Genomic DNA, 24,487 nt, shown 5'->3' with positions numbered 1-24,487 from the left:
CCGCTACTGCGCCAGCAGGTCCTCGTGCGGGACGACGGCGCTGGACACCGGCTGCGGCACGACCCCGGCGGCCGTGAACCAGCCCCGCGCCCACGCGGCGAGCAGCGGTGAGGGGCCCAGGCGCCACGGCGTCGCCGCGCGCTGCACCGACCAGCCGGCGGCCGTGAACGCCTCGGCGACGACACCGGCCGCGTCGGGGCCGAGACCGTGGGCGCGCTGGTCGGCGTCGAACCCCTCGGCCGCGCCCGGCACCGCCGGTTCGGTCGTGGCCCCACCGCGGACGGTGAGGACGAACAGGACCGCCGGCCGCGGGTCGAGCGCCGAGAGCACCTCGACGAGTCCCGCCGCCACGGGTGCGGGCAGCACGTCGAGCAGGGCCGAGCCGACGACGACGTCCGCGCCGGACAGCACGTCCCGCAGCGCGTCCCGGTCGGCGAGGTCGGCGCGCGCGGTCCGCACCGACGCCGCGGCGGGCACGGGGCTCGCCAGGGCCCGCGCGAGCAGGTCCTCGTCGTGGTCGACGAGCACCCAGTCCTGCACCGCCCCCACGCCCAGCTCGCGCAACCGTGGTGCGAGGTGGCGCAGCGTGGAGCCCGACCCCGCCCCGAGGTCGACGACGCGCACCCGGTCGCGCCCGGTCAGCCGGGCCGCGAGCAGCTCCTCCAGCCGCCGGGAGCGGGTGGCGTGGTCCACCGGTTCGCGCAGGGCCAGCCAGTCGGGGTCGAAGTTCTCCAGCTCGCTCACGACGTCTCCCTCACGATCCGCGCGGTCTCCTCCCACGTCGGCAGTTCCCGGTCCGCGGCCGCCCGGCGCGCGCTGCGCCGCAGGTCGGCGGAGGCGGCCCACCGCACCAGCGCCGCGCACACCGCGTCCACGTCCGGTTCGACGACGATCCCGGCCCCGCCGAGGAGGTCGGGCAGCTCACCGCGGTCGGCGACGAGGGAGGGCACCGCGCGGGCCAGCCCCTCCGCGACCGCCATGCCGTACGGCTCGGCCTGCGAGAGCAGGACGTGCAGGTCGGCCCGGTCCCACTCGGCTTGCAGCGCAGCCGGGTCCAGGGGGCCCAGGAGCGAGGTGCCCGGCAGCGCGAACCCCTCGGCGACGGTCCCGGCGCACCGCAGGGTCCACGGGCCGCCGAGCCGGGCGACGGCCTCGGCGGCGATCCGCTGCCCCTTGCGGGGACCGACCGTCCCGACCGACAGCAACCGGTGCGCACCGCGCGCGGTGGAGGGCCGGGCCGGGGCGGTGCCGGGTTCGGCGACGACGGCCTGCACGCCGGAGACCTCCTGCACCCGCCGGGCGGCGCTGCGGCTGGGCACCACGACGGCGTCGACGAGGCGCAGGGACCGCACCTCCTGCTCCAGCACGGGTTCGACGGGCACGTCGTCCGCCCGCAGCAGGTGGACGAGCAGCACGAGCCGGACCCGGCCCGCGTGCGCGGCCAGGACGTCCGGGCGCGCGGAGGCCACCAGGCCGTCGAGCAGGACGGTGGCCCCGTCGGGGACCTGCGCGAGCGAACGCTCCAGCGACCCCGCCGAGGACCCCACGACCAGGTGCCGCGCCACGGCGCGCGCGAGGAGTTCGGCGTCGTAGCGGTTGCCGCCCGTGGGCGCCGACAGGTCCGGCGCCAGGAGGAACCTCACACCACCTTCTCGTAGGCCGCCCACGCCACGTCGGACTCCCGCAGCAGCACCGAGATGCCGGCGAGCCCGGCGGCGGCCGGGCCGAGGACGAGCGCGAGCCGGTCGGCGATCCAGCGGCAGAGGAACTCCGTCGTGGTGTTGTGCCCGGAGAACTCCTCGACGTCGTCGAGGTTGCGGTACTCCAGCTGCGAGAGCACCCCGCGCAGCACCTGCGAGGCGACTCCGATGTCGACGACGAGGCCGTCGGGGTCGAGCTCGGCGCGGCGGAACGTCGCCTCCACGACGAAGGTCGCCCCGTGCAGCTGCTGGGCGGGGCCGAAGACCTCGCCGGTGAAGCTGTGGGCCACCATGAACCGGTCGCGGACCGTCAACGAGAACACGCAGGACTCCTCAGTGGCTGGACTCGGTGGCTGGACTCGGTGGCCGGGCTCGGTGGCCGGGCTCAGTAGCTGAACCGGTGGCACAGGGCGTCCCCGCCCACGGCGGCGATCCCGGGCAGGACCTCGGCGGCGCGCCCGAACGGGGTGACCCCGTCGAGCAGGGCGTCGAACCGCTCGTCGCACAGCAGGTCCAGCGCGAGGGCGAGCCGGCGCCGGGTCGTCCACCGCGGCGCCCGCGCGGGGGGCACGCGCCCGACCTGCGAGGCGCGGATCGTCAGCCGCCGGGAGTGGAAACCCTCCCCCAGGCCGACCTCGACGCTGCGGTCGCCGTACCAGCTCAGCTCGGCGAGCAACCCCTCGTCGCCGAGCAGCTGCAGACCGGTCGTGAGCCCGGGGCCGGTGCCGCTGGTGTGCAGGACGACGTCGCGCTCGCGGCGGGCGTCGTCGGGGGCGACGAGCCGGAACCCCAGCCGCTCGGCGGTCCCGGCGCGGTCGGTGCGGACGTCGACGGCCTCGACGTCGGTGCCGGGGACCCGCACCGCGAGCGCCGCCACCAGCAGCCCGAGAACCCCGGCACCCACGACGCTGACGCGGTCGCCGATGCCGAGACCGGCGTCCCAGACCCCGTTGACGGCGGTCTCGAGCATCCCGGCCAGCACGGCCCGGCCGGGCGGGACGGCGGCGGGCACCGGCAGCACGGCCGAGGCCGGCACGACGTACCGGTCCTGGTGCGGGTGCAGGCAGAACACCCTGCGCCCCACCAGGTCCAGCGCGCGTGGACCGGCCTGCTCGACGGTGCCGACCGACAGGTAGCCGTACTTGACGGGGAAGGGGAACTCCCCGGACTGGAACGGGGCGCGCATCGTGTCGTGCTGGCTGGGCGGGACCGCTCCGGCCAGCACGAGCGCCTCGGTGCCGCGGCTGACGGCGGAGAACTCCGTGCGGATCTCCACGTCGGCCGTGCCGATGACGGGCAGGAGCTCGTCGCGGAGCTCGGCCCGCCCCGGGCCGGTGGCCCACAGCGCCGTCGCCACGCTCACGCCGCGTCCCCCGGTCGCGGGGCGAGGAACTCCCGGACGGCCGACTCCCACCCCTGCGGGTCCACGTTCCACTCCTTCGTGTGCCGCGCGGTGCTGCTGGCGACGTAGGTGATGAGGTCCGGGCGCGCCTGCGCCAGCCGCTGGGAGGGTCCGGAGGGGACGTAGTCGTCGGCGTCGGAGTGCAGCAGCAGCACGGGCAGCGCCAGCTCCTCGGCCCGGCGCACCCAGTCCATGGCCCGCAGGTCCACCGGCCCGGCGAGACCGACCAGCCGGCGTCCGACCGGGTGCCCCAGGAGCTGCAGGCCCAAGCGCCCCAGCCGCACGGGGACCCCCGCCTGCCGGGCCTGGTGGTCCAGGACGTCGAACCAGTCGACGACGGGTCCGTCCAGGACGAGGGCGGCCACGTGCCCGGCCAGGGCCGAGCGGGCCACGAGCTGCAGGACGATCGCCCCGCCCATCGACCAGCCGACGAGCAGCAGCCGGCGCGCACCCCGGTCCAGGGCGTACCGGGCGACCGCCTCCACGTCGCGCCACTCGGTGTCCCCCAGCCCGTACAGGCCGGGTTCGGCCTCCGGCGCGTCGGCGTCGTTGCGGTAGGCCGGCACGAGGCACGGCAGGCCCAGGTCGTGCAGGACGGGCACCGCGCGCAACGCCTCCTCGCGCGTCGCGCCGCGACCGTGGACGAGCACGGCCCACGTGTGCGAGGCCCCCTCGGCCGGGCCGGGCACCGACCAGCAGGGCAGCGCACCGACCTCGCTGGGGACGAGGACGTCCTCGTGCGCCAGCCCGAGCGCCGCCGTCGGGTCGCCCGCGAAGTAGTACTGGTTCCAGCGGCCGGCGCCGGGGGCGGGCACCCCGGAGTCGACGGCCAGCAGCTCGCGCGTGACGCGGTCCTCGTCCGCTCCCAGGACGTCGCCCACGCGGAAGTGCCCGCGGCCGCCGTCGGTCCACACCCCGTACCGGCCGGGCACGACCGTGTCGGCGGTGGCCGACAGCACGACGCGGCGCGGGCCGACCTGCAGCACGTCCAAGTCGTCCGGCTTGTGCCGGCGCGGGGTCACGACGGCCCGCGCGAAGGTCACCGCGGTCGCGGTGAGGGCGGCCCCCGTCACGGTCGCGGCCGCCGCCGTCGCCACGGCCCCGACCGCGGCGGTCCGGCGCCCGTTCACCGGCCCGCCCGCAGGACCAGGCCGATCAACGGCACCTGCAGCGGGAGGCGGACGGTCGTCACGACGCGGGCCCGGCGAGAACCGGAGCGCCACGCGTCCACGGCCATCGTCACGTTGGCTGGCCACACCGCGACGAGGAAGGCGGCGGCCGCCCGGGACGTCGCGCACCGGGTGGCGGGGACCGCGAACCCCACCGCGAGCGCCAGCTCGGCCACGCCAGAACCGTGCGTCCAGGCCCGCGCGGGGCCCGGCAGCACCCGCGGGACGATCGCGTCGAAACCCCGGGGGCGCGCGAAGTGCGCGACCCCGGCGACGGTGAAGAGCGCCGCGGGGGCCACCCAGCGCGGCACCGCACGACTGCTCCGCCCGGCGATCACGCTCCGATCCTGCCGGACACCGGGCTGCCGGGCGCACCCGCCCCCGTTAGGGTCGCGGACGTGCCTGCGCAGAACGTCTCCCCGAACGCCTCGCCGTGGACCGTCGTCGTGCTCACCGAGGAGGCGTTCGGCGACGTCGACGCGCGCAACGTCGCCCAGCTGCACGCCGCCGAGCGCGCCGAGGGGCAGGACGTGCGCCACCTCGTGCTCGTCCCGGCCGACACCCGGCGCAGCCTGCTCGCCGACGTCGTCGACAAGGTCAGCCTCGGGGAGCTCAAGGAGGCCCTGGCCGACCTGCGCGGGGACCGGCCGGGCGCGCACGAGCTCCGCGCCGACGCCGAGACCGCGCTGCGGGCCACGGTCGAGGCGTTGCGCGCCGAGGGGCTCACCGTCGAGGGCCGCACCACCGGGGACGACCCGCTGCCGGAGGTCCGGACCGCGCTGGCGCAGGAGCCGGACGCGCGCGAGCTGGTCGTCGTCACCCGCCCGCGGGCGGTCGAGGACACGTTCCGCACCGACTGGGCCTCCCAGGCCCGCGACACCCTCGGCGTCCCCGTGCTGCACGTGTACGCGGGCACCACCCGGCTGGGCTGACGGAACAGCCGACCCGCCGCGGGGGTTGAGGGGGACATGACTGCGCACACCCCCGAGACCAGCGGCAAGACCTACAGCGTGACCAGGACGGACGAGCAGTGGCGCGCGCAGCTGGACCCGCAGGAGTACCACGTGCTGCGCCAGGCCGGGACGGAGCGCCCGTTCACCGGCGAGTACGAGGACACCACGACCGAGGGCGTCTACGCCTGCCGCGCCTGCGGGGCCGAACTGTTCACCAGCTCCGAGAAGTTCTCCTCGCACTGCGGGTGGCCGTCGTTCTTCGACCCGAAGGACTCCGACGCCGTGGAGCTGCTGGAGGACCGCTCCCTCGGCATGCGCCGCGTCGAGGTCCGGTGCGCCACCTGCGGTTCGCACCTGGGTCACGTGTTCGAGGGCGAGGGGTACCCCACGCCCACCGACCAGCGGTACTGCATCAACTCGATCAGCCTCACCCTGCGCCCGACGCAGGCCTGAGGCAGGGTGGGTTGCATGAGCGAGCAGCCCTACGAACCCCGCGATCCCGACGTCGACCCGCTGGCGGACCCCGACCTCCAGCAGGTCGACCCGGACGCCGCCCCCTCGGCCGACGACCCCGAGGTGCTCTCCAGCGACACGCTCATGCGCGACGACCAGGACGACCAGGGCTGGGAGCCGGAGAACCGCCTGAGCGGCTTCACGGCCGAGCTCGTCACCGACGGCGACCGCGCCGGGGAGACCCTCGACGAGCGGCTGGCCCAGGAGGTGCCGGACGTCGACGCCGCCGGGGCGGGCGACGCCGACTCCGAGGCGGACTACCGCCAGGTCTGAGCCCCGGGGCCGGGCTCAGGGCAGCGCGTTGACGAGCTCGGGCAGCTCCACGCGCGGCCCGGTGAAGAACGGGACCTCCTCGCGGACGTGACGGCGGGCCTCGGTGGCCCGCAGGTCGCGCATGAGGTCGACGATGCGGTGCAGCTCGTCGGCCTCGAACGCGAGGACCCACTCGTAGTCGCCCAGCGCGAACGCGGACACGGTGTTGGCGCGCACGTCCTCGTAGGGGCGGGCCGCCAGGCCGTGGTCGCGCAGCATCGTCCGGCGCTCGGCGTCCGGCAGCAGGTACCAGTCGTAGGAGCGCACGAACGGGTAGACGCACACGTAGTCGCGCGCCCGCTCCCCCGACATGAACGCCGGCACGTGGCCGCGGTTGAACTCCGCCGGGCGGTGCAGGCCCACGACCGACCACACGGGTGCGAGGTGGCGCCCCAGGCGGGTGCGGCGCAGGCGACGGTAGGCCTCCTGGACGAGCTCGACCGTCGGGGCGTACCACCAGACCATGACGTCGGCGTCGGCGCGCAGGCCGGCGACGTCGTAGAGGCCGCGGACGACGAGCCCCTTGCCGGTCAGCTCCTCGAGCAGACCCGAGACCTCCTCGGTCAGCTCGGCCCGGTCGGTCTCGCCGAGGGTGGTCTCGACGGCGAACACCGACCACATCGCGTAGGCGATGGTCTGGTTGATCTCGTCGGAGGTGGGGGCGCTGGGAGTCGCGGTGGGGGTGGTCTCGGACATGCCCCCAGTGTCCCCCAGCGCCGCTCAGCCCACCTCGGCGGCCGCCCGCCGGGCCGCCGCGACGCACGCGGGCACCCCGACGCCGTCGAGCACCGAGCCGCACACGGCCAGCCCGCCGGCGGCGGCGACGGCGGCGCGCAGCCGGGCGACCCGGTCCAGGTGCCCGACGGCGTACTGCGGCAACCCGTCCACCCAGCGCACGACGGCGTGGTCGACGGGGTGCAGCTGCCGGCCGAGGAGGGCGGAGGCGTCCTGCGTCGCCCAGCCGAGGACGTCGGCGTCGTCGGCGCGCAGGGCCTCGGTGTCGCGGGCCCGCCCGAGGGAGACGCGCAGGACGGCCAGCTCCCCGCTCTGGGCCCCCACCCAGTCCCACTTGCGCCCCGACAGCGTCAGGGCCTTCACGCGCAGCCCCCGGCCGGCCCCCACCACCGGCGGCACGAGCACCCCGGAGCCCGTCAGCCCGTCGAGGTCGGCGGCCGGGACGGCGAGCGCCGCGATGACCATGCTCGCGGTCTCGACGTCGGCCAGCTCGGCCGCGGCGGCGGGGACCTCGGCGGCCAGCAGCCGGGCCGCGGCCGGGGCGGGGACGGCGAGCACGACGGCGTCGGCCTCCAGCACCTCCCGCCCCGACGATCCCGCCGGCTCCACGCGCCAGCCCGTCGCCGTGCGGTGCAGGGCCCGGACGGGGGTGGCGGTGCGGACGACGGCACCGCGGGCGCGCAGGTCGTCGGCGAGGGCGAGCGGGAGGCGGGCCAGGCCACCGTCGACACCGGCGAAGACGGGGGCCGTGGTGGCGGCCGGCGCGGGGCCCAGGCCGGTCAGCAGCGAGCCGCCGCGGCGGGCGAGCTCCCACAGGGCGGGGACGGTCGCCTGCAACGACAACCGGTGGGCGTGCCCGGCGTAGACGCCCCCCAGGAGGGGTTCGACGAGGCGGTCGACGACCTCCTGCCCGACCCGGTCGGCGACGTAGTCGGCGACGCTGACGTCGTGCTCGAGCGGGGCCGCGGGACGCTCGGGTTCGGTGCGGACGCGTTCGAGGGCGACGGGGTCGAGCAGGTCGTGGACGGACTCCGCGGTGCGCGGGACGCCCATGAGCGTGCCCGCGGGCAGGGGGTGCAGCCCGGTGGCGGTGGCGAGCGAGGCCGTGGTGGTGGCGGGGTGGACCAGGGGCAGGCCCAGCTCGCGGGCCAGGGTCGTGCCCTCGGGGCGGCGGGCGAGCATCGACTCGGCGCCGAGGTCGACCGTCAGACCACCGACGTCGGCGCGCCGCAGGACACCGCCGAGGCTGCCCGCGGCCTCCAGGACGGTGACGTCGCAGCGGCCCGCGAGATCGCGGGCGGCGACGAGCCCGGAGATCCCGCCGCCGACGACGACGACCCGGCGGCGACCACGCGGACGGGCGGTCACCCCCGCCACGAGTGGACCTCCTGCACGACCCGGTGCAGGACGTCGGGGTCGGCGGTCGGCGGGACGCCGTGGCCGAGGTTGACGACGTGACCGGCGCCGGCGCGCTCGCCCTCGCGCAGGACGCGGTGCAGGTCCGCGCGCAGGACCTCCCAGGGCGCGAACAGCAGCGCGGGGTCGAGGTTGCCCTGGACGGCGACGGGACGACCGGCCCCGGCGGCACCGCGGCGGGCGCCCTCGTCGAGGGGCACGCGGAAGTCGACGCCGAGGACGTCGACCCCGCCGTCGACGGCGGCCATGGCCCCGAGCAGTTCCCCGGTGCCGGTCCCGAAGTGGGTGCGCGGGACGCCGAGGTCGCCGACGGCGCCGAGGGCGGCGGCGGAGTGGGGGGCGACGAACCGCTCGTAGACGGCCAGCGGCAGCGAGCCGACCCAGGAGTCGAACAGCTGCACGGCCGAGGCGCCGGCGAGGACCTGGGCGCGCAGGAACGTGCCGGTGATCTGAGCCAGGCGGGCGGCGAGGTCGTGCCACAGCTGGGGGTCGGCGTGCATCAACGCCTTGGTGCGCAGCAGGTCCCGCGACGGGCCGCCCTCGACGAGGTAGCTGGCGAGGGTGAACGGGGCGCCCGCGAACCCGATGAGGGGGACGTCGCCGAGCTGATCGGTGGTCAGCCGCACGGCGTCGGTGACGTGCTGCAGGGCGTCCAGGGACAGCTCGGGGACGCGGTCGAGGTCGGCGCGCGTGCGGAACGGCTCGGCGATGACCGGGCCGGTGCCGGGGACGATCTCGACCCCCACGCCGGCCGCCTCGAGGGGGACGACGATGTCGGAGTAGAAGACGGCCGCGTCGACGTCGTAGCGCCGCACGGGCTGCAGCGTGATCTCCGCGACGAGCTCGGGGCGGCGGCAGGACTCCAGCATCGTCGTCCCGGCCCGCACCGCGCGGTACTCCGGCAGCGAGCGACCGGCCTGGCGCATGAACCACACCGGGGTGCGCGAGGGGCTGGTCCCGCCGCCGGCGGCGTGCAGGTAGGGCGAGGCCGGGGTGGGCCCGATCTGGGTGGGCACGGTCGGGTCGGGCGCGGTCGGGTCGGGCACGGTCGCGATGCTCCCACGGCGTGGCTGCACCGCCGCCGGGGGCGTGGGTGCCTACGCTCCCTGCCGTGACCGCTCACCGAGGACGCTCAGGACCTGGTGCGCCCGGCGGGCCCGTCGCCTTCGAGGCGGCGGTGGCGGCGGTGCGCGAGGTGCGGCTGCGCCCGGAGCTGGTGCTGGCGGAGGTGCCGGCGCCCGCGCGGATCGCGCCGTTCTCCTGGGCCGTCGCCGGGGACGTCGTCGTCGGCGGGGACGAGCTGGCCACGGGACGCTTCATCCTGCTGCACGACCCCTCGGCCCCGCAGGAGTGGGGCGGGGAGTTCCGCGTCGTCACGTACGCGCGCGCCGACCTCGAGGCCGAGCTGGGCGCGGACCCGCTGCTGGGTCAGGTGGGCTGGTCGTGGCTGGAGGACGGGCTCGCGAACGCCGGCGCGGGGGCCACGGGCGTGGGCGGGACGGTGACGCGGGTGCTGTCGGAGGGGTACGGGGCGCTCGCGGACCGGCCCGCGTCGGTGGACGTGGAGCTGCGGGCGTCGTGGACGCCGCTGGACCCGGACGGGGTGGCCGCCCACCTGCGGGCCTGGGGGGAACTGGTGTGCACCGTGGCGGGGCTGCCCCCGTTGCCGGAGGGCGTCGCGTCCCTGGGCCTGCGCACCCGCTGACCGACGAGTCGTACCAGAACGTTCAAGGACCGCCCCCGGGCGGCCGATCACCTCCTCAGAACCAGAGGCGCACCCGCCAGGGGTGCGTCCATCGCCTGCAGGAGGACGACGGTGACTGCGCTCGTCGAACGCCCCGGGATGGCCGTTCCTTCCCGTCTCGGCCGCTTCGCGGCCCTCGTCGCCGTCGCGGACCCCGCGGTGCGCGAATCGGTGACGCGCACGCTGCGCATGCTCGGCGCCGTGAACGTCGAGCACGCCACGAGCGTGGCCCAGGCCCGCGCGATGGCCCGCACGGGCCCGCGCGCGCTGTTCATCGCCGACGCCGGGCTGCCGGACGGTTCCGGCGCCCAGCTCGTCTCCGAGCTGCGCGCGGCCGGCTGGAACCGCTGCGTCGTGCTGTCCTCGAACGCCGACCCGTTCGCCGTGCGCGGCGCGGTCGCGGCCGGGGTGCGCTGCTACCTCGTCACCACCCGCCCCGAGGGTGTCGGCTTCGAGGGCCGCGGCGGGGAGTCCGGGGTGGACTCGTTGTCCGAGCGCGAGGTCGAGGTGCTGCAGCACGTCGCGGACGGCCGCTCGAACAAGGACACCGGCGCCCTGCTCGGCCTGTCCGCGCTGACGGTCAAGAGCCACCTGGCCCGCATCGCCCGCAAGCTGGGCACCGGCGACCGGGCCGAGATGGTCGCGATCACCCTCCGGGCCGGTGTGATCCAGTGACGTGAGCGCACCGCCGGTCACGTACGGTGGTGCGGTGACGAACACGCCGACGGAGCAGCAGGAGCAGGTCGCCGAGCCTGAGCTGCCGCTGCTGTCGGTCCCCGCCGACGGCCTGCCGCCCGTCGTGGCCGACGAGGCCGCGCTGGCGCAGGTCGTCGCCGCGTTCGCGGCCGGGACCGGGCCGGTGGCGGTCGACGCCGAGCGGGCGTCGGGCTACCGGTACGGGCAGCGCGCGTTCCTCGTCCAGCTGCGCCGCGAGGGTGCGGGCACCGCGCTGGTCGACCCGGCCGCCCTGCCGGACCTGTCCTGCCTGGGCGAGGCGCTGCGGGGGGCCGAGTGGGTCCTGCACGCGGCCAACCAGGACCTGCCGTGCCTGGCCGAGCTGGGCATGCGGCCCACGACCCTGTTCGACACCGAGCTCGGCTCGCGCCTGGCGGGCCTGCCGCGGGTGGGGTTGGGCGCGGTCGTGGAGGAGCTGCTGGGGCTGCGGCTGGCCAAGGAGCACTCCGCCGTGGACTGGTCGACCCGTCCCCTGCCGGAGCCGTGGCTGACGTACGCGGCGCTGGACGTCGAGGTCCTCGTGCGGCTGCGCGACGTCCTCGCCGAACGCCTGCAGGCCCAGGGGAAGCTGGCGTGGGCGCGCCAGGAGTTCGAGCACGTCGCGACCACTCCCCCGCCCCCGCCGCCGGCCGAGCCGTGGCGCCGCACGTCCGGCCTGCACGCGGTCCGCTCGCGCCGCCAGCTCGCCGTGGTGCGCGAGCTGTGGCTGGCCCGCGACGGCGAGGCGCGCCGCAAGGACACCTCCCCGGGGCGGTTGCTCCCGGACTCCGCGATCGTCGCCGCGGCCCGCGCGGTGCCCCGCACCCCGCAGGCGCTCGCCGCGACGTCGGGGTTCACCGGCCGCGCCTCCCGGTCCCGGCTGCCGCTGTGGGCGGACGCCGTCGCGGCCGCCCTGGCGTTGCCGGACACCGACCTGCCGGCGCACCAGCCGCGCGGGGACGGTCCCCCGCCGCCGCGGACGTGGGCGGCGAAGGACCCCGCGGCCGCAGCCCGGCTGAACGCCGCGCGCGCCGCGGTGAGCGCCGTGGCCGACGAGCACGGCCTGCCGGTGGAGAACGTGCTGCAGCCGGACGCGCTGCGCCGCCTGGCCTGGGCGCCGCCGACCCCGCTGGAGGAGTCCTCGGTCCGCGCGGCGCTGGCCGGGCGCGGGGCCCGCCCCTGGCAGCTCGACCTCGTGGTCCCCGTTCTCGTGCAGGCGATGACGCAGGCCCCCACGAGGGACGAGGGGATCGTCGAACCCGCGGGGTCCTGAGCCCCGACACCGTTCGCCTTGCCGCGTGCGCCCGAGTGGGGGATGGTCGTCCCGGTCACGCAGCGGTGACGGTGTCGTGGTGTCGGTCGACGGTGACGGAGCTGGACGTGGAACGTCTCACCCTGGACGAGCAGTTGTCCGCCGCCGCGATGGCGCGCCACTGGGTCTGCGACCACTGCCCCGACGAGCACCTGCCCGTCGCCCGGCGGTGGATCGCCGAGCTCCTGACCAGCGAGCTGGTCCAGAACGCCCTGGACCACGGCCGCGGGCCGGTCGTGCTGTCCTTGACCCACGACGCGGAGGGCATCCTCGTCGGCATCACCGACGGTGAGGACCGGGTCCCGACGTTGCGGGCGCAGTCGCCGCAGGCCACCGACGGGCGGGGCATCGCCCTCGTGGACGCGCTCGCCACCGCGTGGGGCGTCTACCGCAGCGACGAGGTCGGCGCGGAGGCCGGCGGCGACGGTGCCGGCTGGTGGCCCCAGCCCCGCGACGAGGGGTCCCCGGCGAAGACGGTGTGGTTCCACCTCGCGACACGCTGACCCGTCCGGGCGACGGCGGCGGGGTACCGGGGCCCGTTTCGCCTACCGTCGGGCAGGTGAGCACCGAACAGCCGCCCCCCGTCCGGGCCATCCTGCGACGCAGCGTGCTGGCGACGAGCGTCCTGGACGACCTGGACGTCGACCTGGACGACGACGGCGTCCGCCTGCCGGGCTGCTCACCGCTGGAGTGGGCCGACCTGGCCCGGGCCGCCGGGACCGCCGCGACCGACGGTGAGGAGGACGTGACCCGCCTGCGGGTCGGGGACGTCCTGCACGCCCACCGCGAGCTGCACTCGGGCACGGCGCGGGTGGTGCCCCTGGCCGTGCCGGCGGGCGCCGACCGGCACCCGGGGTTCGGCTGGACGCACCGGACCGTCCTCGGGGGTGCGCTGAACCTGGGCCTGGGGGTCGTCGTCCCGCACGGCCGCTCCGAGCGGACGCTGCCGCTGCCCGTCGCCTCGGCGCGCGCCACCGGCCGTTCGACGCTGACCGGCCAGGAGGACCTGGCGCGGCTGGAGGAGTTCGGGGACCTCGTCGTGCAGCGGCTGCTGCGCGACACCGGGACGCCCACGGCGGGTGTGCTGCGACCCGTCGGCGGCTGCGACGTGCCGACGCTGCTCGCCTCGCGGACGCTGCGCGAGCACCTCGTCGCCGGCCCGGACCGGACGCCGGGCAACGTCCTGCGGGCCGTCGCGGTGCCGGACCGGACCCGCGGGTGGTTCGACCTGGCCCGCATCGACCCCGCCTACGTGGGCGCGGCCTGGGCGGCGACGGACCCGGCGGACCGGGGTCTGCGCAGGCCGGTCATCGTCACGCGCGAGGAGGTCGCGCTGGCCTCGACGAGCCCGCGGTTGGTCGAGAACGTGCTCACCGAGGGTCAGTAGGAGCCGACCCGCACGGGGATCGGCGGGGCGGATCGGCGGGGAGATTCGGTAACGAACGAGACACGGGGCCGTCCGTCGGGTCAAATGAGGGTGTGCAGCTCGGGGCCACAGCCGCTGAATCCCTCACCATCCGCGGGAACGACGTCTTCTTCCGCGCCGAAGGCCGGACGGAGGTCTACGACCTCGCGTACGCCCGCATGCTCGTGCCCTACCTCAAGGGTGAGCGCCACGTCCCTCCGCTGCGGATGGCGCACTTCCGGCCGGGGATGAAGCCGTGGATCTGCCTGTCCGTCATCGAGGACGACGGCCACGAGCCGAACCTGTCGGGCATCGCGATCTACTCCGGCCTGGGGACCCACCGCGAGCTGGGGTTCCACCTGTCCCCGTCCGAGGCGTGGCGGATGGCGGAGATGCTCGAGCACGCCCTGCAGGCCCGCGAAGCGGCCTGAGTGGGGGCGGCCGAGCACCTGGCGCGGGTGCGGGCGGGGCTGGACCGGCTGACCCCGGCGGCCCTGGTCGCCGAGCAGGCCGCGGGGGCGCTCGTCGTCGACACCCGCACCCCCTCCCACCGCGCCGCGCAGGGCGAGTTCCCCGGGGCGCTCGTCATCGACCGCACGGTGCTGGAGTGGCGGCTGGACCCCACCTGCCCGTACCGCGTCCCCGAGGCGAGCGGTCCGGACCTGCGCGTCGTCGTGGTGTGCCGGCACGGGTACAGCTCCTCGCTGGCGGCGGCGTCCCTGCGGGCCGTCGGGCTGCGCCGGGCCACGGACCTGGTCGGCGGGGTGGAGCGCTGGATCGCCGAGGGGTACCCCGTCCACCGCGGCGAGGTCGACCTGCGGGAGTGAGCCCCTCGTAGAGTCAAGCCATGTTCACCAAGCGTCACTTCGCCGGCCCGGTCGGAGCGCTCGTGGCGGTGGCCGCGCTGTCCACCGGCCCGGCCGCCCACGCGGTCAGCACCCCGTTCGTCTACAGCGGCACGGTCCGCGCCGACGGGGTGGACCGCTACGCGACGGCGGCGCTGGTCTCGCAGGGCTCGTTCGCGCCCTCGCCCGGGTCGACGGTGTTCCTGGCCAGCGGGGAGTCCTTCGCCGACGCCCTCGCCGCCGGGCCGGCGGCCGCCCACCTCGACGGCCCGCTGCTGCTGACCGCGGCCGGCGGGTTGCCGGCGGCCACCCGCGCCGAGCTGACGCGCCTGTCCCCCGCCTCGGTCCACGTCGTCGGCGGGACCGACCGCGTGCCCGACGCCGTGCTCACCGCCGTGCGGGCGTTGCTGCCCTCGGCGAGCGTGGACCGCACGGCCGGCCCCGACCGGTACGCCACGGCGGTCGCGGTGGCGCAGCGGTTCTTCCCCACCCGGCAGGCGTCCTTCGTGCTCGCCCGGGGGGACGCGTTCCCCGACGCGGTCTCGGGGGCGGCCCTGGCGGGGTGGCGGGGCGAGCCGCTGCTGCTCACCGCCCCGGACCGGTTGCCGGAGGCGGTGGCCACGTGGCTGAGCGCGGCCGACCGGTCCAGGGCGACCGTCATCGGCAGCACCGAGTCGGTCTCGGCGGCCGTCGCCGACCGCACGGACCTCTTCCTCACCTCCGCCGACGCGCTGACCCGGCTGGCCGGCCAGGACCGGTACGCGACGTCGGCGGCCGTGGCGCAGGCTGTGCACGCGCAGTCGCCGGTCGCGGTGGTCGCGACGGGCCGGACGTTCCCCGACGCCCTGGCCGCCGTGCCGGCCGCGGCCGTCAACTCCGCTCCGCTGCTGCTGGTCCCCGGGGACTGCGCGCCGGACCCGACGGGCGCCTACCTCGAGGGGAACGGGGCGTTGCGCGGCGTGCTCGTCGTCGGGGACTCCTCGGCCGTGGCCGACGACGCGCTCGAACGGGCCTGCTGAGCGAGCGCCTCGACGATCGAACGGGCCACGTCCCGCGGGGCCAGACCCGCCTCGTCCAGCAGGCTCTCGCGGTCACCGACGTCCAGGAACCGTTGCGGCAGGGCGAAGACCTGCACCGGCGTGGCGTCCCGCCGGGTCCGCAGGGCGGCCCCCAGGGCCCAGCCGACGCCGCCGACCTCGCAGCCGTCCTCGAGCACCGCGACGTGGGAGTGCACCGCCGCGAGGTCGACGAGCGCGTCGTCCACCGGGACGACCCAGCGCGGGTCGACGACGGTGACCCCGACGCCGTGCTCGCGCAGCCGGCGGGCGGTGTCGAGGGCGCGCGGCACGAGGGCCCCGACCGCCACGAGCAGCACGTCGTCCCCCGTCGCCCAGGCCCGCCCCTGCAGGACGTCGGCGTGGCCGGCGCGGGCGATCGCCGGGATGACCGCGGGGACCTTGCCCTTGCCGAACCGGACGACGGTGGGCGCGTCCTCGACGGCCACGGCCTCGCGCAGCTCCTCGCGCAAGGTCTCGGCGTCGCGCGGGGCGGCCAGCCGCAACCCGGGCACCAGCCGGCACAACCCCAGGTCCCAGACCCCGTGGTGGCTGGGGCCGTCCGGGCCGGTGACCCCGGCGCGGTCCAGGACGAACGTGACACCCGCGCGGTGCAGGGCGACGTCGAGGAGCAGCTGGTCGAACGCGCGGTTCAGGAACGTCGCGTAGACCGCCACGACGGGGTGCAACCCACCGGCCGCCATCCCCGCCGCCGAGGTCGCGGCGTGCTGCTCGGCGATGCCGACGTCGAAGACGCGGTCGGGGAAGGCGTCGGCGAACTCCTGCAGGCCGACGGGGATCCGCATGGCCGCCGTCACGCCGACCACGTCGCGGCGGGTGGTGGCGATCTCGGTGACCTCCCGGCTGAACACGCTCGTCCACGAGGTCCCCGAACTGGCCTGGGCCTCCCCCGTCTCGGGGTCGATGACGCCGACGGCGTGGAAGTGGTCGGCGTCGTCGGCCAGGGCCGGCCGGTACCCGCGCCCCTTCTGCGTGATGGCGTGGACGATGACCGGGCCGCGGAACGACTTCGCCTGCCGCAGAGCGTGTTCCACGGCCTCGGTGTCGTGTCCGTCGACGGGCCCGACGTACTTCAGCCCGAGGTCCTCGAACAACCCCTGCGGGGCGACGATGTCCTTCAGGCCCTTCTTGACGCCGTGCAGCGTCTCGTAGGCCAGGCGCCCCGGGGCACCGCCCCTGCGCAGGGACTGCCTGCCCCAGTCCAGGAGGCGTTCGTACTCCCGCGTCGTGCGCAGCGTCGCCAGGTGCGAGGCCATGCCACCGATCGTCGGGGCGTAGGAACGCTCGTTGTCGTTGACGACGACCACGACCGGCCGGTCGGCCGCGGCGATGGTGTTGAGCGCCTCCCAGGCCATCCCCCCGGTGAGGGCGCCGTCACCGATGACGGCCACGACCGTGCGGTCGTGCTCGCCGCGCAGCTCGAACGCCTTGGCCAGGCCGTCGGCCCACGACAGCGACGTCGAGGCGTGGGAGTTCTCCACGACGTCGTGCTCGCTCTCCGCCCGCGAGGGGTAGCCGGACAACCCGCCGGCCTCCCGCAGCCGGGCGAAGTCCTGCCGGCCCGTCAGCAGCTTGTGGACGTAGCTCTGGTGGCCGGTGTCGAAGACGAGGCGGTCGCGCGGGGAGTCGAAGACGCGGTGCAACCCGATCGTCAGCTCGACGACCCCCAGGTTGGGTCCGAGGTGGCCGCCCGTGCGGCTGACGGCGGCGACGAGGAAGTCACGCACCTCCCCGGCCAGCTGCGGCAGCTGCTCCGGGGCCAGGGCCTTGAGGTCGGACGGACCCTGGATGGACTCGAGCAGCCCCATGCGGGGTGGCCTCCTGTGGCTGGGCGGACGGACCCGGCGAGTCTAGGAGCCGTCTGCGACGCCGCGGTCGCGAACCCGCCCGACCGGGGGAACCGTTCACCACCGGCTCACAGACGGGGCACGAAGCGCCTCCTCCCCAGCGCCTGGTCGAGCAGGTCGACGGCCCGGGCCACCCGCCGCAGCCGCAGGTCCTCGCGCTCCAGGACGTCGAAGACCCCGGCCGCCGCCTCCGGGGGCAGGCGGTGCGCGAGGTCCCGGCGGGCCGTGCTCGTGGCGCGCCGGACCGCGTCGCGCTGCGCGGCGACGTGGTGCTGCACGAGCCAGGCGAGCAGGACCGGGCGGTGCCGCACCGCGGGGTAGGTCCGGTACTCCGGCGGCGCCTGGTCCAGCAGCCAGGCGACCGCGTCCACGCGCCAGTCCTCGACGTCCTGCGCGTCCGGCGGCGGCACCTCCTGCGGCCAGCCCGGGGGGCCGTGACGCACCGCGCGCGGTTCATCGAACACGCGTTCGAGGATAGGTCAGGACCGGGCCCCGCCGCCGCGTTATGTCTCAGGACATCGGTGGCACTTCCAGCCCTCGTGGTGGTGACACTCCTCGGTCTTCGGAGCCCGCCGGGCTTGCCTCAGCTGGCCACCGCGCGGCGCGGCCCCCCCTGCGTCCGGCGACCCACACGCGGTGCGCGCGTCGATGGGCGGACCCGGCCACTCGAGCAGCACCGCTGGAGCCAGGCTGCGGCCCACCCGGGCCGGCCCCGACTTCACGGTCACGGACGTCACGGTCATGCCGATGAGCGAGGTCAAGCTGAGCCGACAATCACCCGCATATCGCCGCGTTGCGCGCGATCTTCAGCGGGCGGCGACGTCACGCATATGCCGAGTTGCGGACGGTCGACGGAGTGCCGGTCGGTCGAGAGGACAACGTCATGCGCGATGGTGATCTCGTGCGTGACGACGCTAATGAAGCTCCACGAACGGTCCGCGACTGGGTCATCTCGGGTGTCCTTGACGCCCTTGGCTTCGTGGTGATCGCGCTGGTTCTACGCATCTGGTGGTCATGGGCTGATGCCCTGACCTGGTCGCTGGTCGGCATCGTCGGTTGGATCGGCGTTGACGTCTACAGCGACGTTCGACGTCGGCAACGGCGGCGGACAAGGGACATGTGACGTCCGCTCATGGCGCGTTGCGGCGACGTCGCGGTCATCCCGCGTTGTGCGCGCGATCACGCTCGCGGGCGAAAGCTGATCTTGATGTCATCGATGACGTTGGTCGACGAGACCCACCACCGGCGCGCCGGCCGCGCCTGCACGATCACCCGCTGGACTTCGTCCGGCACGACGAAAGACAGCCGCGCCGTCACCGTGTACCCATCCCGCGTCCCCGTCTGACGCACCTCCATCAGGTGCTTCCCGGCAGCGATGGGCAAGCGGATCGGGCGGTAGACGGTCACGTTGTGGGACCCGACTGGCTGACCATCGAGGTAGTAGTCCAAGCCTCCCCCGCGCCAGGAGGTCATGCCCATGCGCCAGCGCGTGAGGCCAGTCTTGATCGTCAGCGTGGGCACTGCGTCAGGATGCCCTCTCGTGCGGCGAGGTTTGGGCAACTTCACGGTCATCCCGCGTGGTGCGCGGTCTCGAGCTGTCGGCGACATCGCGGTCATCCCGCGGTGCGCGCGGGCGCACGGTCATCCCGCGGTGAGAGCGTTTCGTAGGGCGGTGGCTAAGGCGTCGGGGGCGTCTTCGGACAGGTGGTGCCCGGAGTCGATGACGTGCCCGCTCAAGCGCCCCGGGCCGGGCTCGACCCATGGTTGCCACACCCGCACCGGGTCCCCGTACAAGGTGCCCATGTCATCGCCGCTGGCCCACAGCACCAACAACGGGCACCGCAGCCGCCGCCCCGCGGCCCGGTCCGCGTCATCGGCAGCGCGGTCCACCCCGAGACCGGCGCGGTAGTCCTCACACATCGCGTGCACCACCGCCGGGTCGCTGATGGCGGCGACGAGGTCGTCGTGGTTGCCCTGCCCCATCGCCGCCGCATCAGGGCGGTACCAGCCCAGCGGGTCGGCGTTGATCAGCGGCTCGGCGGGCTTGACGGTCTGGCCCAGGAAGAACCAGTGCCACCACAGCTGCGCGAATCCGGCATCAGCCCGCTCCAGCGCATCGCCGATGGCCACGCTGTCCAGAATCGTCAGGTGGCTCACGGCCTGGGGGTGGTCCATGGCCAGGCGGTGGGCGACGTAGGCGCCGCGGTCGTGACCGACCACCGCGAAGCGTTCGTGCCCCAAGGCGCGCATCAAGGCCAGCACGTCGCCGGCCACGGCCCGCTTGGAGGCCTGAGCGTGGTCGTCGCGGGTGGGCTCGGTGGTGGAGGCGCCGTAGCCGCGCAAGTCCGGGCACACGACGGTGAAGTCGCGGGCGAGCAGCGGGGCCACCTGCCACCAGGTGGTGTGGGTGCGGGGGTGTCCGTGCAGCAGCAGCACCGCGGGCCCGCTGCCGCCGTGGCGTACCCGCAGGCGCACCGCGCCCACCTGCACGTACTCCAGTTGGAAGTCGGCGAAGAAGTCGCTGCTCACGGTGCCGATGGTGCCGCAGGTCGCGCCTCACGGCCCGAACCATCAAGGCCTGCTCGTGTCTGGTCAGGCATACCGCCGGCCGAGCCACTTCACGGTCATCCCGCGGTGCGCGCAGCGCACGGTCATCCCGCGTTGTGCGCGGTCCTGAGCGGGCAGCAACGTCGCGGTCGTGCCGATGACCGCGTCAGTCGATGCGACCTTCAGGTGCCCTGGATGTGCTCATGTAAGTCGTCAAACCAGGCCGACCAGCCGCTGTAGAAGCGGCGGACCATCGCCAAGACGGGTGGGGTCAGGTCGTCAGACCCAGAGATCATGTGTGCCCAACCGGGACTGCTCAACGTTCCCAGGTCACCCACGATGCGGTGAAGGCGCAGCAGCGGCGCGGACACCGGCAGCCCGTAGCCGTCGAAGAACGCTGGCGGCAGCTCGGGGAAGCCGTAGAGGTAGGCGTGCCCCTCCAGACCGGCCAGCTCCTCCAACGGGTACCGCACCGCGGGGAAGTCCCAGTCGATCAACGTGACACCGTCGTCGCCCACGATGATGTTGTGGAAGTTGGCGTCGTTCTGCGACAGGCAGGGCACCTCACGGCGAAGGGCCTCAGCTCGTTCCTCGATCCGAACCCGCAGGACGTCCAGGAGAGGGGCGAGGGCCGGGCGTTCCCTCTCGACCACGCTGCGGCCTCGTCCACTCCGTGTTGCAGGGTCCGCACCGGGTCGGCCGGCGCCAGGCGCAGCCCGTCCGGTTCGTAGGATCCACACAACGGTGCGGGGAAGCGGACGGCGTGGACGCGGGCGTAGGCGCGGCCGACCTCACGCCAGGTGGCGTCGTCGAGGGCTCCGCTCTCGGCGACCGCGACCAGGGTCTGTCCGGGGACGTAGTCGACCAGGCTTGCGCCGTTGTCGTCGGCGGCCCACATCCGGGGATCTCCGACGTCGTGGTGCGCCAGGAATCGGGCGCGTGGCAGCGGTGATGGCGAGGTGGCGCCCTGGCGCAGGAGGATCTGGTGGCCGTCGGTGAGCGTGGCGCGCAGCAGTGCGTTGTCCGTGCCCAGGCCGCTGATGCGGTCGGTGGAGGCGGGGGCGGGAAGGGGTGTGTCCTGCAGGAGTCTCGTCAGCGTGGCGTGAAGATCCATGCGCTCGACCGTAGGCACGGTGGGGGCTTCTCTCACCTGCTTTCCCCTTGAGTCCCACCGCGTGGCCACATCAGTCAGCCAGAGCTGTGACGTCAGCGGCGGGGCCGCCAGGGGGCTGACCTGAACACCGCAGGTCATTCGCCGATCTTGACGCCCGCTCCCCAACCCTCCTAGGTTCGGCTCAGAGCCCCGGCAATCGCCAGCTGAGCCCCTGGTGGAGCGGTCTCGCGGCTACGGCTGCGAGTGGGTCGATGACACATCGATCCCTCGCGCCCGCAGGAGACCACCCGTGCTGCACCACTTCCACCACCACCGCCCGTTGCTGTCCCTGGTCATGGCGGTGGGTGTCGCCACCGTCGGCACCGGCCTGTTCATCCCCGTGTCCCTGCTCTTCTTCACCCGGGTCAGCGACGTCCCCCTCACCACCATCGGCGCCCTGACCTCCGCGGGTGCCGTGCTCTCCCTGCCGGTTCCCGTGCTGGCCGGGTGGTGGGCGGACCGCCACGGCGCCCGCGCGGTCGTCGTCGCCGGCCAGCTCGTGCAGGCGGTCGGGTTCGCCGGCTACCTCGTCGCCCGCGACCCGGTGCCCGTCTTCGCGGCCATCGCCGCTGTCGCCGTCGGACAGCGGCTCTTCTGGTCTTCGTTCTTCACCCTGGTCGCCGACCTGCCGGTGCCCCGCGAGGCGGGCCGCACCCGCGACCGGCGCTACGCCGTCATCGGCATGGTGCAGGCCGGTGGTCTCGGCGCCGGCGCACTGCTCGCCGGACTGCTGCTGGCGTCCTCCTCCACCACGGTGTACCTCGGGCTCGCCGCCGCCAACACCGCGATCTACGTCTTCTCGGCCCTCCTGCTGCTGAGCGTGCCGCGGGTCCGGCGCAGCGACACGACGGCAGGGCGGGACCAGCCGACGAGACGTGCCGTCGACGGCTACCGACGCCTGCTCACCGACCGCCCGTACCTGGCCCTGATCGCGGCGAACACCGCCTTCGCCGTCGCGAGCGTCTTCCTGGCCACCGCGTTGCCGGTCTACGTCGTCGACGGCCTGCACGCTCCCGGGTGGATCGTCGGGCCGGTCCTGGCCGCCAACACCGTCGTGCTGGCCACGGGACAGCTGGCCGCGGCCCGCCTGGTGCGTGGTCTGCGCCGCACCACCGCCCTGGCGGTCGCCGGTGGGCTGTGGACGGCGTGGTCGTTGCTGAGTGCCGCCGCGACGGGGGTTCCCACCGATCTGGTCCTGGTCTACCTGGCCGGGGTCACCCTGCTCTACGCGGCGGCGGAACTCATCCACGCACCACTGTCCAACGCGCTGGCGGCCGAGGCCGCCCCCGAGCCGGTCCGCGGTACGTACCTGGCGATGTTCCAGTACGGGTTCACCGTGGCCACCATCGTCGTCCCGGTGACCTTCACGGCCTTGTTCAGCCGCGACGTCCGTCTGCCCTGGCTCGCGCTGGCCGCCGCGACCACTGTTGCCTCGTTCACCGTCGCAGCCCTCGGTCGGCACCTACCACCCGAGGCCGTTCGGGCATCCAGCCCGCCACCGTCATGAGCCTTGCCTAGCGAACACGAGATGCATGCGTCGTCCACCGCTTTGACTTGCCTGGCGGCAGCGCACGGTCATCCCGCGATCCGAGCGGTCCTGGCTTCCGATGATCTTGCGGTCATGTCGATGTCCAAGCGCTCCCCCTCACCTCAGCAAGCCGGCCTCCCGCACCACCTGCACCGCCTGCACCGCCGACCCTCGGGTCAGCATTGTCACGTTCCACACCCGCGCCGTGCCGCCAGAAGACCGCCCGATCGACCAGCCCACGCAGACCGCCCCGCTGCGGTCGATCTGCACCCCCACGCTGCACCCGTCCACGTCCACGACCGTGAAGTCATCGCCGCTCACGGGCCGCAGACCCCCGTCAGCGTCGAAGCGGTGCCGGCGGTGGGCCACCGACTGCGGCCATGGCCGCTCATCCGGCGGCAGCTGCACGTACAGGCACGTGACCTCCTGCTCCAGCACGGAGGAGACCGCCGCGCGGCGCCAGTCCAGATCATGGGGCAGGTGGAAGACGGCGAACGCCGAGGTCGACGGACTCCCTTGCTCGTCCACCTCGAAGGACGGCTCGCCGTTGCGCCCCGGCACGGCCAGTACCTCCTGTCGCCCCGCGACTCCTCGCGGCGACAGCCGCGGGACCGGGAAGCCGGTCAGCAAACGCAGCCGCACCTCGGTGACCGGGGCCCACGAGTAGGCCAGGGACCCCGGAGCGCGGCTGCTCGGACGCAGCGTGTCGGTGAGCTCCTCCCCGGCGACCAACGCCTGCAGCCCGTCGACCACCTCTCGCGGCAGGGGCGACTGCGCTTCCTCGGACACGAGCACCTCCCTGCCTCCCGGACGGCTCTCGCCCCATCAGAGCGAGCGACCCGCACGCTTGCACCTCGCCGTGCAGGACTTCACGGTCATCCCGCGGTGCGCGGGCGCACGGTCATCCCGCGGTGCGCGTGGTCGGCGACGTCGCGGCAGGACCGGCTACTCGCCAGCTAGATCATCGGGCCAGGTGCCGCCCGCAGCCTGCCCCCTACCCTGCTCCGCGCACGGTGCCCACGGACAGACCTCCGCCCTCTCCAGCCACCGCTGCTCCACCGGCCGCACCAGCTGCGGATCGGCACCGGGGAAGTACCTCTGCACGTACTCCCGCGACAACCGCATCAGCCCCGGATCCCGCAGCCCATCCATCTCCCGGGCCCTGCCAGGCAAGAACGCCGACGTACGGGCCACCTGCAGCAGGGCCCCCCACCGCTGCACGTGCGGCTGCACCGACTCACCCCACAGCGCACCCAGCTGCTCCTGCAACCGGTCCACGTCCGAAGCGTCCTCGACCAGCCAGGCGTGATCGTGCGGGCGGGGCAGCAGCCGCCCCACATCGCTGGACAACCCGAACGGCCAGAAGCGGTCGTCCTCGCCGGGACTGCTCACCGGCTCACCCAGGCGCCGGGCCGCCTCCAGACGGTCTGCGGTGCGGTGCACCGAGACGCCGATGCTGACCCCGCGGGCCCACCCAGTGCTGCGGCCCTCCACGGTGACCAGCGACACCAGGCCGTCGCCGAGATCGCGCACCGCTGCCTTCTTGCCTCGCTGATAGCCTACTGGCTCCAGCACGCGAGTGCAGGCACGACGGACTGACTCCAGCGTCGGCTTACCCACTCGCTCACTCCTCACCGCGCGGGACCGTTGGCGTGTGATCTTGCCAAGGACCGCACGGTCATCCCGCGGTGCGCGGGCAGTCGTGGGCGTCGGCCCCTGCTCTGCCCCACGACTGCCACCGATGTCTTGACACATCGAGTGTCACCGATGTCCTGATGCAGAACTGTCACCGATGTCCGGATACATCACACGGGCCCCGCCGCCGCGTCGTGTCTGAGGACATCGGTACCAGGTGCGCACCGGAGCACCGGTGACGCTCCCGACGGTCTTGGTGCTGACGCTCCTCGGGTCCTTCGACCCCGCTCTACCGCCCTCAGCCGGCCACGCGCAGCGCAGACCTCCCTGCAGCGGGCGGTGTCGTCGTACGACGAGCCGGTCGAGGCTCGCTGACGTCTCCAGCGCAGGAGGACCCCGTCGTCGATCGCTGCACGGCGCTCGAGCGACCTCGGCCGCGAGGCCACGCCACGGGTCGTGGCTCTGCAGGACCGCGACGAGG

29 protein-coding genes are annotated in these 24,487 nt (G+C 74.8%); 13 read left to right on the top strand and 16 right to left on the bottom strand.

The window, feature by feature from the left end:
* Positions 1-3 precede the first annotated feature (3 nt).
* The 6 genes from AB2L28_RS15650 to AB2L28_RS15625 all read right to left on the bottom strand — a co-directional run bounded on the left by AB2L28_RS15650 (position 4) and on the right by AB2L28_RS15625 (position 4,609).
* Complete coding sequence (locus AB2L28_RS15650) at positions 4-744, bottom strand: class I SAM-dependent methyltransferase (RefSeq protein ID WP_370719910.1); 741 nt, start codon at positions 742-744, stop codon at positions 4-6.
* Positions 741-1,643, bottom strand: a complete 903-nt coding sequence (locus AB2L28_RS15645; protein ID WP_370719909.1) for a glycosyltransferase — start codon at positions 1,641-1,643, stop codon at positions 741-743. Before AB2L28_RS15645 ends, AB2L28_RS15650 begins: the two co-directional genes overlap by 4 nt.
* Positions 1,640-2,023: a 6-pyruvoyl trahydropterin synthase family protein gene (locus AB2L28_RS15640; RefSeq protein ID WP_370719908.1), complete on the bottom strand. Its 384-nt coding sequence runs from the start codon at positions 2,021-2,023 to the stop codon at positions 1,640-1,642. Before AB2L28_RS15640 ends, AB2L28_RS15645 begins: the two co-directional genes overlap by 4 nt.
* A gap of 62 nt (positions 2,024-2,085) precedes the next feature.
* Complete coding sequence (locus tag AB2L28_RS15635) at positions 2,086-3,063, bottom strand: zinc-dependent alcohol dehydrogenase (RefSeq protein WP_370719907.1); 978 nt, start codon at positions 3,061-3,063, stop codon at positions 2,086-2,088.
* Positions 3,060-4,232: an alpha/beta hydrolase family protein gene (locus AB2L28_RS15630; protein ID WP_370719906.1), complete on the bottom strand. Its 1,173-nt coding sequence runs from the start codon at positions 4,230-4,232 to the stop codon at positions 3,060-3,062. The genes AB2L28_RS15635 and AB2L28_RS15630 overlap by 4 nt, the downstream gene beginning before the upstream one ends.
* Positions 4,229-4,609: a DoxX family protein gene (locus AB2L28_RS15625; RefSeq protein WP_370719905.1), complete on the bottom strand. Its 381-nt coding sequence runs from the start codon at positions 4,607-4,609 to the stop codon at positions 4,229-4,231. Before AB2L28_RS15625 ends, AB2L28_RS15630 begins: the two co-directional genes overlap by 4 nt.
* Positions 4,610-4,669: 60 nt before the next feature.
* Here AB2L28_RS15625 and AB2L28_RS15620 point away from each other — a divergent pair, with 60 nt between their 5' ends.
* Genes AB2L28_RS15620 through AB2L28_RS15610 form a run of 3 tightly spaced genes read left to right on the top strand, consistent with a single transcriptional unit; the run spans position 4,670 to position 6,010 of the window.
* Positions 4,670-5,203, top strand: coding sequence for a hypothetical protein (locus tag AB2L28_RS15620; RefSeq protein ID WP_370719904.1), 534 nt, complete (start codon positions 4,670-4,672; stop codon positions 5,201-5,203).
* Positions 5,204-5,239: 36 nt separating this feature from the next.
* Entirely contained in the window at positions 5,240-5,677 is a 438-nt protein-coding gene (gene msrB, locus AB2L28_RS15615) for a peptide-methionine (R)-S-oxide reductase MsrB (RefSeq protein ID WP_370719903.1), read from the top strand.
* Positions 5,678-5,692: 15 nt separating this feature from the next.
* Complete coding sequence (locus AB2L28_RS15610; protein ID WP_370719902.1) at positions 5,693-6,010, top strand: hypothetical protein; 318 nt, start codon at positions 5,693-5,695, stop codon at positions 6,008-6,010.
* Between the two features lie 15 nt (positions 6,011-6,025).
* Here the strand turns inward: AB2L28_RS15610 and hemQ are convergent, their stop codons facing one another.
* From hemQ to hemE, 3 genes are read right to left on the bottom strand one after another with little or no spacing between them, the layout of a single operon-like run.
* Positions 6,026-6,745, bottom strand: coding sequence for a hydrogen peroxide-dependent heme synthase (hemQ, locus tag AB2L28_RS15605; RefSeq protein ID WP_370719901.1), 720 nt, complete (start codon positions 6,743-6,745; stop codon positions 6,026-6,028).
* Positions 6,746-6,769: 24 nt separating this feature from the next.
* Positions 6,770-8,161, bottom strand: coding sequence for a protoporphyrinogen oxidase (gene hemG / locus AB2L28_RS15600; protein WP_370719900.1), 1,392 nt, complete (start codon positions 8,159-8,161; stop codon positions 6,770-6,772).
* Positions 8,149-9,126: a uroporphyrinogen decarboxylase gene (gene hemE / locus AB2L28_RS15595; RefSeq protein ID WP_370720010.1), complete on the bottom strand. Its 978-nt coding sequence runs from the start codon at positions 9,124-9,126 to the stop codon at positions 8,149-8,151. The genes hemG and hemE overlap by 13 nt, the downstream gene beginning before the upstream one ends.
* A gap of 185 nt (positions 9,127-9,311) precedes the next feature.
* Here hemE and AB2L28_RS15590 point away from each other — a divergent pair, with 185 nt between their 5' ends.
* From AB2L28_RS15590 to AB2L28_RS15555, 8 genes are all read left to right on the top strand, one after another.
* Positions 9,312-9,905, top strand: coding sequence for a DUF3000 domain-containing protein (locus AB2L28_RS15590; RefSeq protein WP_370719899.1), 594 nt, complete (start codon positions 9,312-9,314; stop codon positions 9,903-9,905).
* A gap of 111 nt (positions 9,906-10,016) precedes the next feature.
* On the top strand, positions 10,017-10,619 hold the full coding sequence (locus AB2L28_RS15585) for a LuxR C-terminal-related transcriptional regulator (protein ID WP_179754984.1): 603 nt from the start codon (positions 10,017-10,019) through the stop codon (positions 10,617-10,619).
* 34 nt (positions 10,620-10,653) lie between these two features.
* Positions 10,654-11,931 carry an HRDC domain-containing protein gene (locus AB2L28_RS15580; protein ID WP_370719898.1) on the top strand — a complete coding sequence of 426 codons (1,278 nt, stop codon included), beginning with the start codon at positions 10,654-10,656 and terminating at the stop codon, positions 11,929-11,931.
* A gap of 107 nt (positions 11,932-12,038) precedes the next feature.
* Complete coding sequence (locus tag AB2L28_RS15575; RefSeq protein WP_370719897.1) at positions 12,039-12,473, top strand: ATP-binding protein; 435 nt, start codon at positions 12,039-12,041, stop codon at positions 12,471-12,473.
* A gap of 56 nt (positions 12,474-12,529) precedes the next feature.
* A complete protein-coding gene (locus AB2L28_RS15570; RefSeq protein WP_370719896.1) occupies positions 12,530-13,357 on the top strand; it encodes a hypothetical protein in 828 nt (275 codons plus the stop codon).
* Positions 13,358-13,449: 92 nt separating this feature from the next.
* Positions 13,450-13,806, top strand: a complete 357-nt coding sequence (locus tag AB2L28_RS15565; protein ID WP_370719895.1) for a hypothetical protein — start codon at positions 13,450-13,452, stop codon at positions 13,804-13,806.
* Positions 13,807-14,202, top strand: coding sequence for a rhodanese-like domain-containing protein (locus tag AB2L28_RS15560; protein WP_370719894.1), 396 nt, complete (start codon positions 13,807-13,809; stop codon positions 14,200-14,202).
* 20 nt (positions 14,203-14,222) lie between these two features.
* Positions 14,223-15,239, top strand: coding sequence for a cell wall-binding repeat-containing protein (locus AB2L28_RS15555; RefSeq protein WP_370719893.1), 1,017 nt, complete (start codon positions 14,223-14,225; stop codon positions 15,237-15,239).
* Here AB2L28_RS15555 and dxs read toward each other — a convergent pair.
* Both dxs and AB2L28_RS15545 read right to left on the bottom strand, forming a co-directional pair.
* Complete coding sequence (gene dxs, locus AB2L28_RS15550) at positions 15,149-17,104, bottom strand: 1-deoxy-D-xylulose-5-phosphate synthase (protein ID WP_370719892.1); 1,956 nt, start codon at positions 17,102-17,104, stop codon at positions 15,149-15,151. The two genes, AB2L28_RS15555 and dxs, sit on opposite strands and share 91 nt — an antisense overlap.
* A gap of 107 nt (positions 17,105-17,211) precedes the next feature.
* Complete coding sequence (locus AB2L28_RS15545) at positions 17,212-17,607, bottom strand: hypothetical protein (protein ID WP_370719891.1); 396 nt, start codon at positions 17,605-17,607, stop codon at positions 17,212-17,214.
* 329 nt (positions 17,608-17,936) lie between these two features.
* Here AB2L28_RS15545 and AB2L28_RS15540 point away from each other — a divergent pair, with 329 nt between their 5' ends.
* On the top strand, positions 17,937-18,266 hold the full coding sequence (locus tag AB2L28_RS15540) for a hypothetical protein (protein WP_370719890.1): 330 nt from the start codon (positions 17,937-17,939) through the stop codon (positions 18,264-18,266).
* A gap of 56 nt (positions 18,267-18,322) precedes the next feature.
* Here AB2L28_RS15540 and AB2L28_RS15535 read toward each other — a convergent pair whose 3' ends face one another.
* The 3 genes from AB2L28_RS15535 to AB2L28_RS15525 form a co-directional block, all read right to left on the bottom strand.
* Complete coding sequence (locus tag AB2L28_RS15535; RefSeq protein ID WP_370719889.1) at positions 18,323-18,664, bottom strand: hypothetical protein; 342 nt, start codon at positions 18,662-18,664, stop codon at positions 18,323-18,325.
* Between the two features lie 120 nt (positions 18,665-18,784).
* Positions 18,785-19,672 (bottom strand): alpha/beta fold hydrolase, encoded by an 888-nt coding sequence (locus AB2L28_RS15530; RefSeq protein ID WP_370719888.1) that lies wholly within the window; start codon positions 19,670-19,672, stop codon positions 18,785-18,787.
* 200 nt (positions 19,673-19,872) lie between these two features.
* Positions 19,873-20,343: a phosphotransferase family protein gene (locus AB2L28_RS15525; RefSeq protein WP_370719887.1), complete on the bottom strand. Its 471-nt coding sequence runs from the start codon at positions 20,341-20,343 to the stop codon at positions 19,873-19,875.
* A gap of 750 nt (positions 20,344-21,093) precedes the next feature.
* Here AB2L28_RS15525 and AB2L28_RS15520 point away from each other — a divergent pair.
* Entirely contained in the window at positions 21,094-22,350 is a 1,257-nt protein-coding gene (locus tag AB2L28_RS15520) for an MFS transporter (RefSeq protein WP_370719886.1), read from the top strand.
* A 138-nt stretch (positions 22,351-22,488) separates the two neighbouring features.
* Here AB2L28_RS15520 and AB2L28_RS15515 read toward each other — a convergent pair whose 3' ends face one another.
* The gene (locus AB2L28_RS15515; RefSeq protein WP_370719885.1) at positions 22,489-23,160 is read right to left on the bottom strand and encodes a hypothetical protein; all 672 of its coding nucleotides are present in this window, start codon (positions 23,158-23,160) and stop codon (positions 22,489-22,491) included.
* Positions 23,161-23,316: 156 nt separating this feature from the next.
* A complete protein-coding gene (locus AB2L28_RS15510) occupies positions 23,317-23,991 on the bottom strand; it encodes a hypothetical protein (RefSeq protein ID WP_370719884.1) in 675 nt (224 codons plus the stop codon).
* Positions 23,992-24,487 lie beyond the last annotated feature (496 nt).

Source organism: Kineococcus mangrovi, assembly GCF_041320705.1.
GTDB lineage: Bacteria > Actinomycetota > Actinomycetes > Actinomycetales > Kineococcaceae > Kineococcus > Kineococcus mangrovi.
The sequence above is the reverse complement of the archived record's forward strand: the minus strand, read 5'-3'. Positions and strand labels throughout refer to the sequence as shown.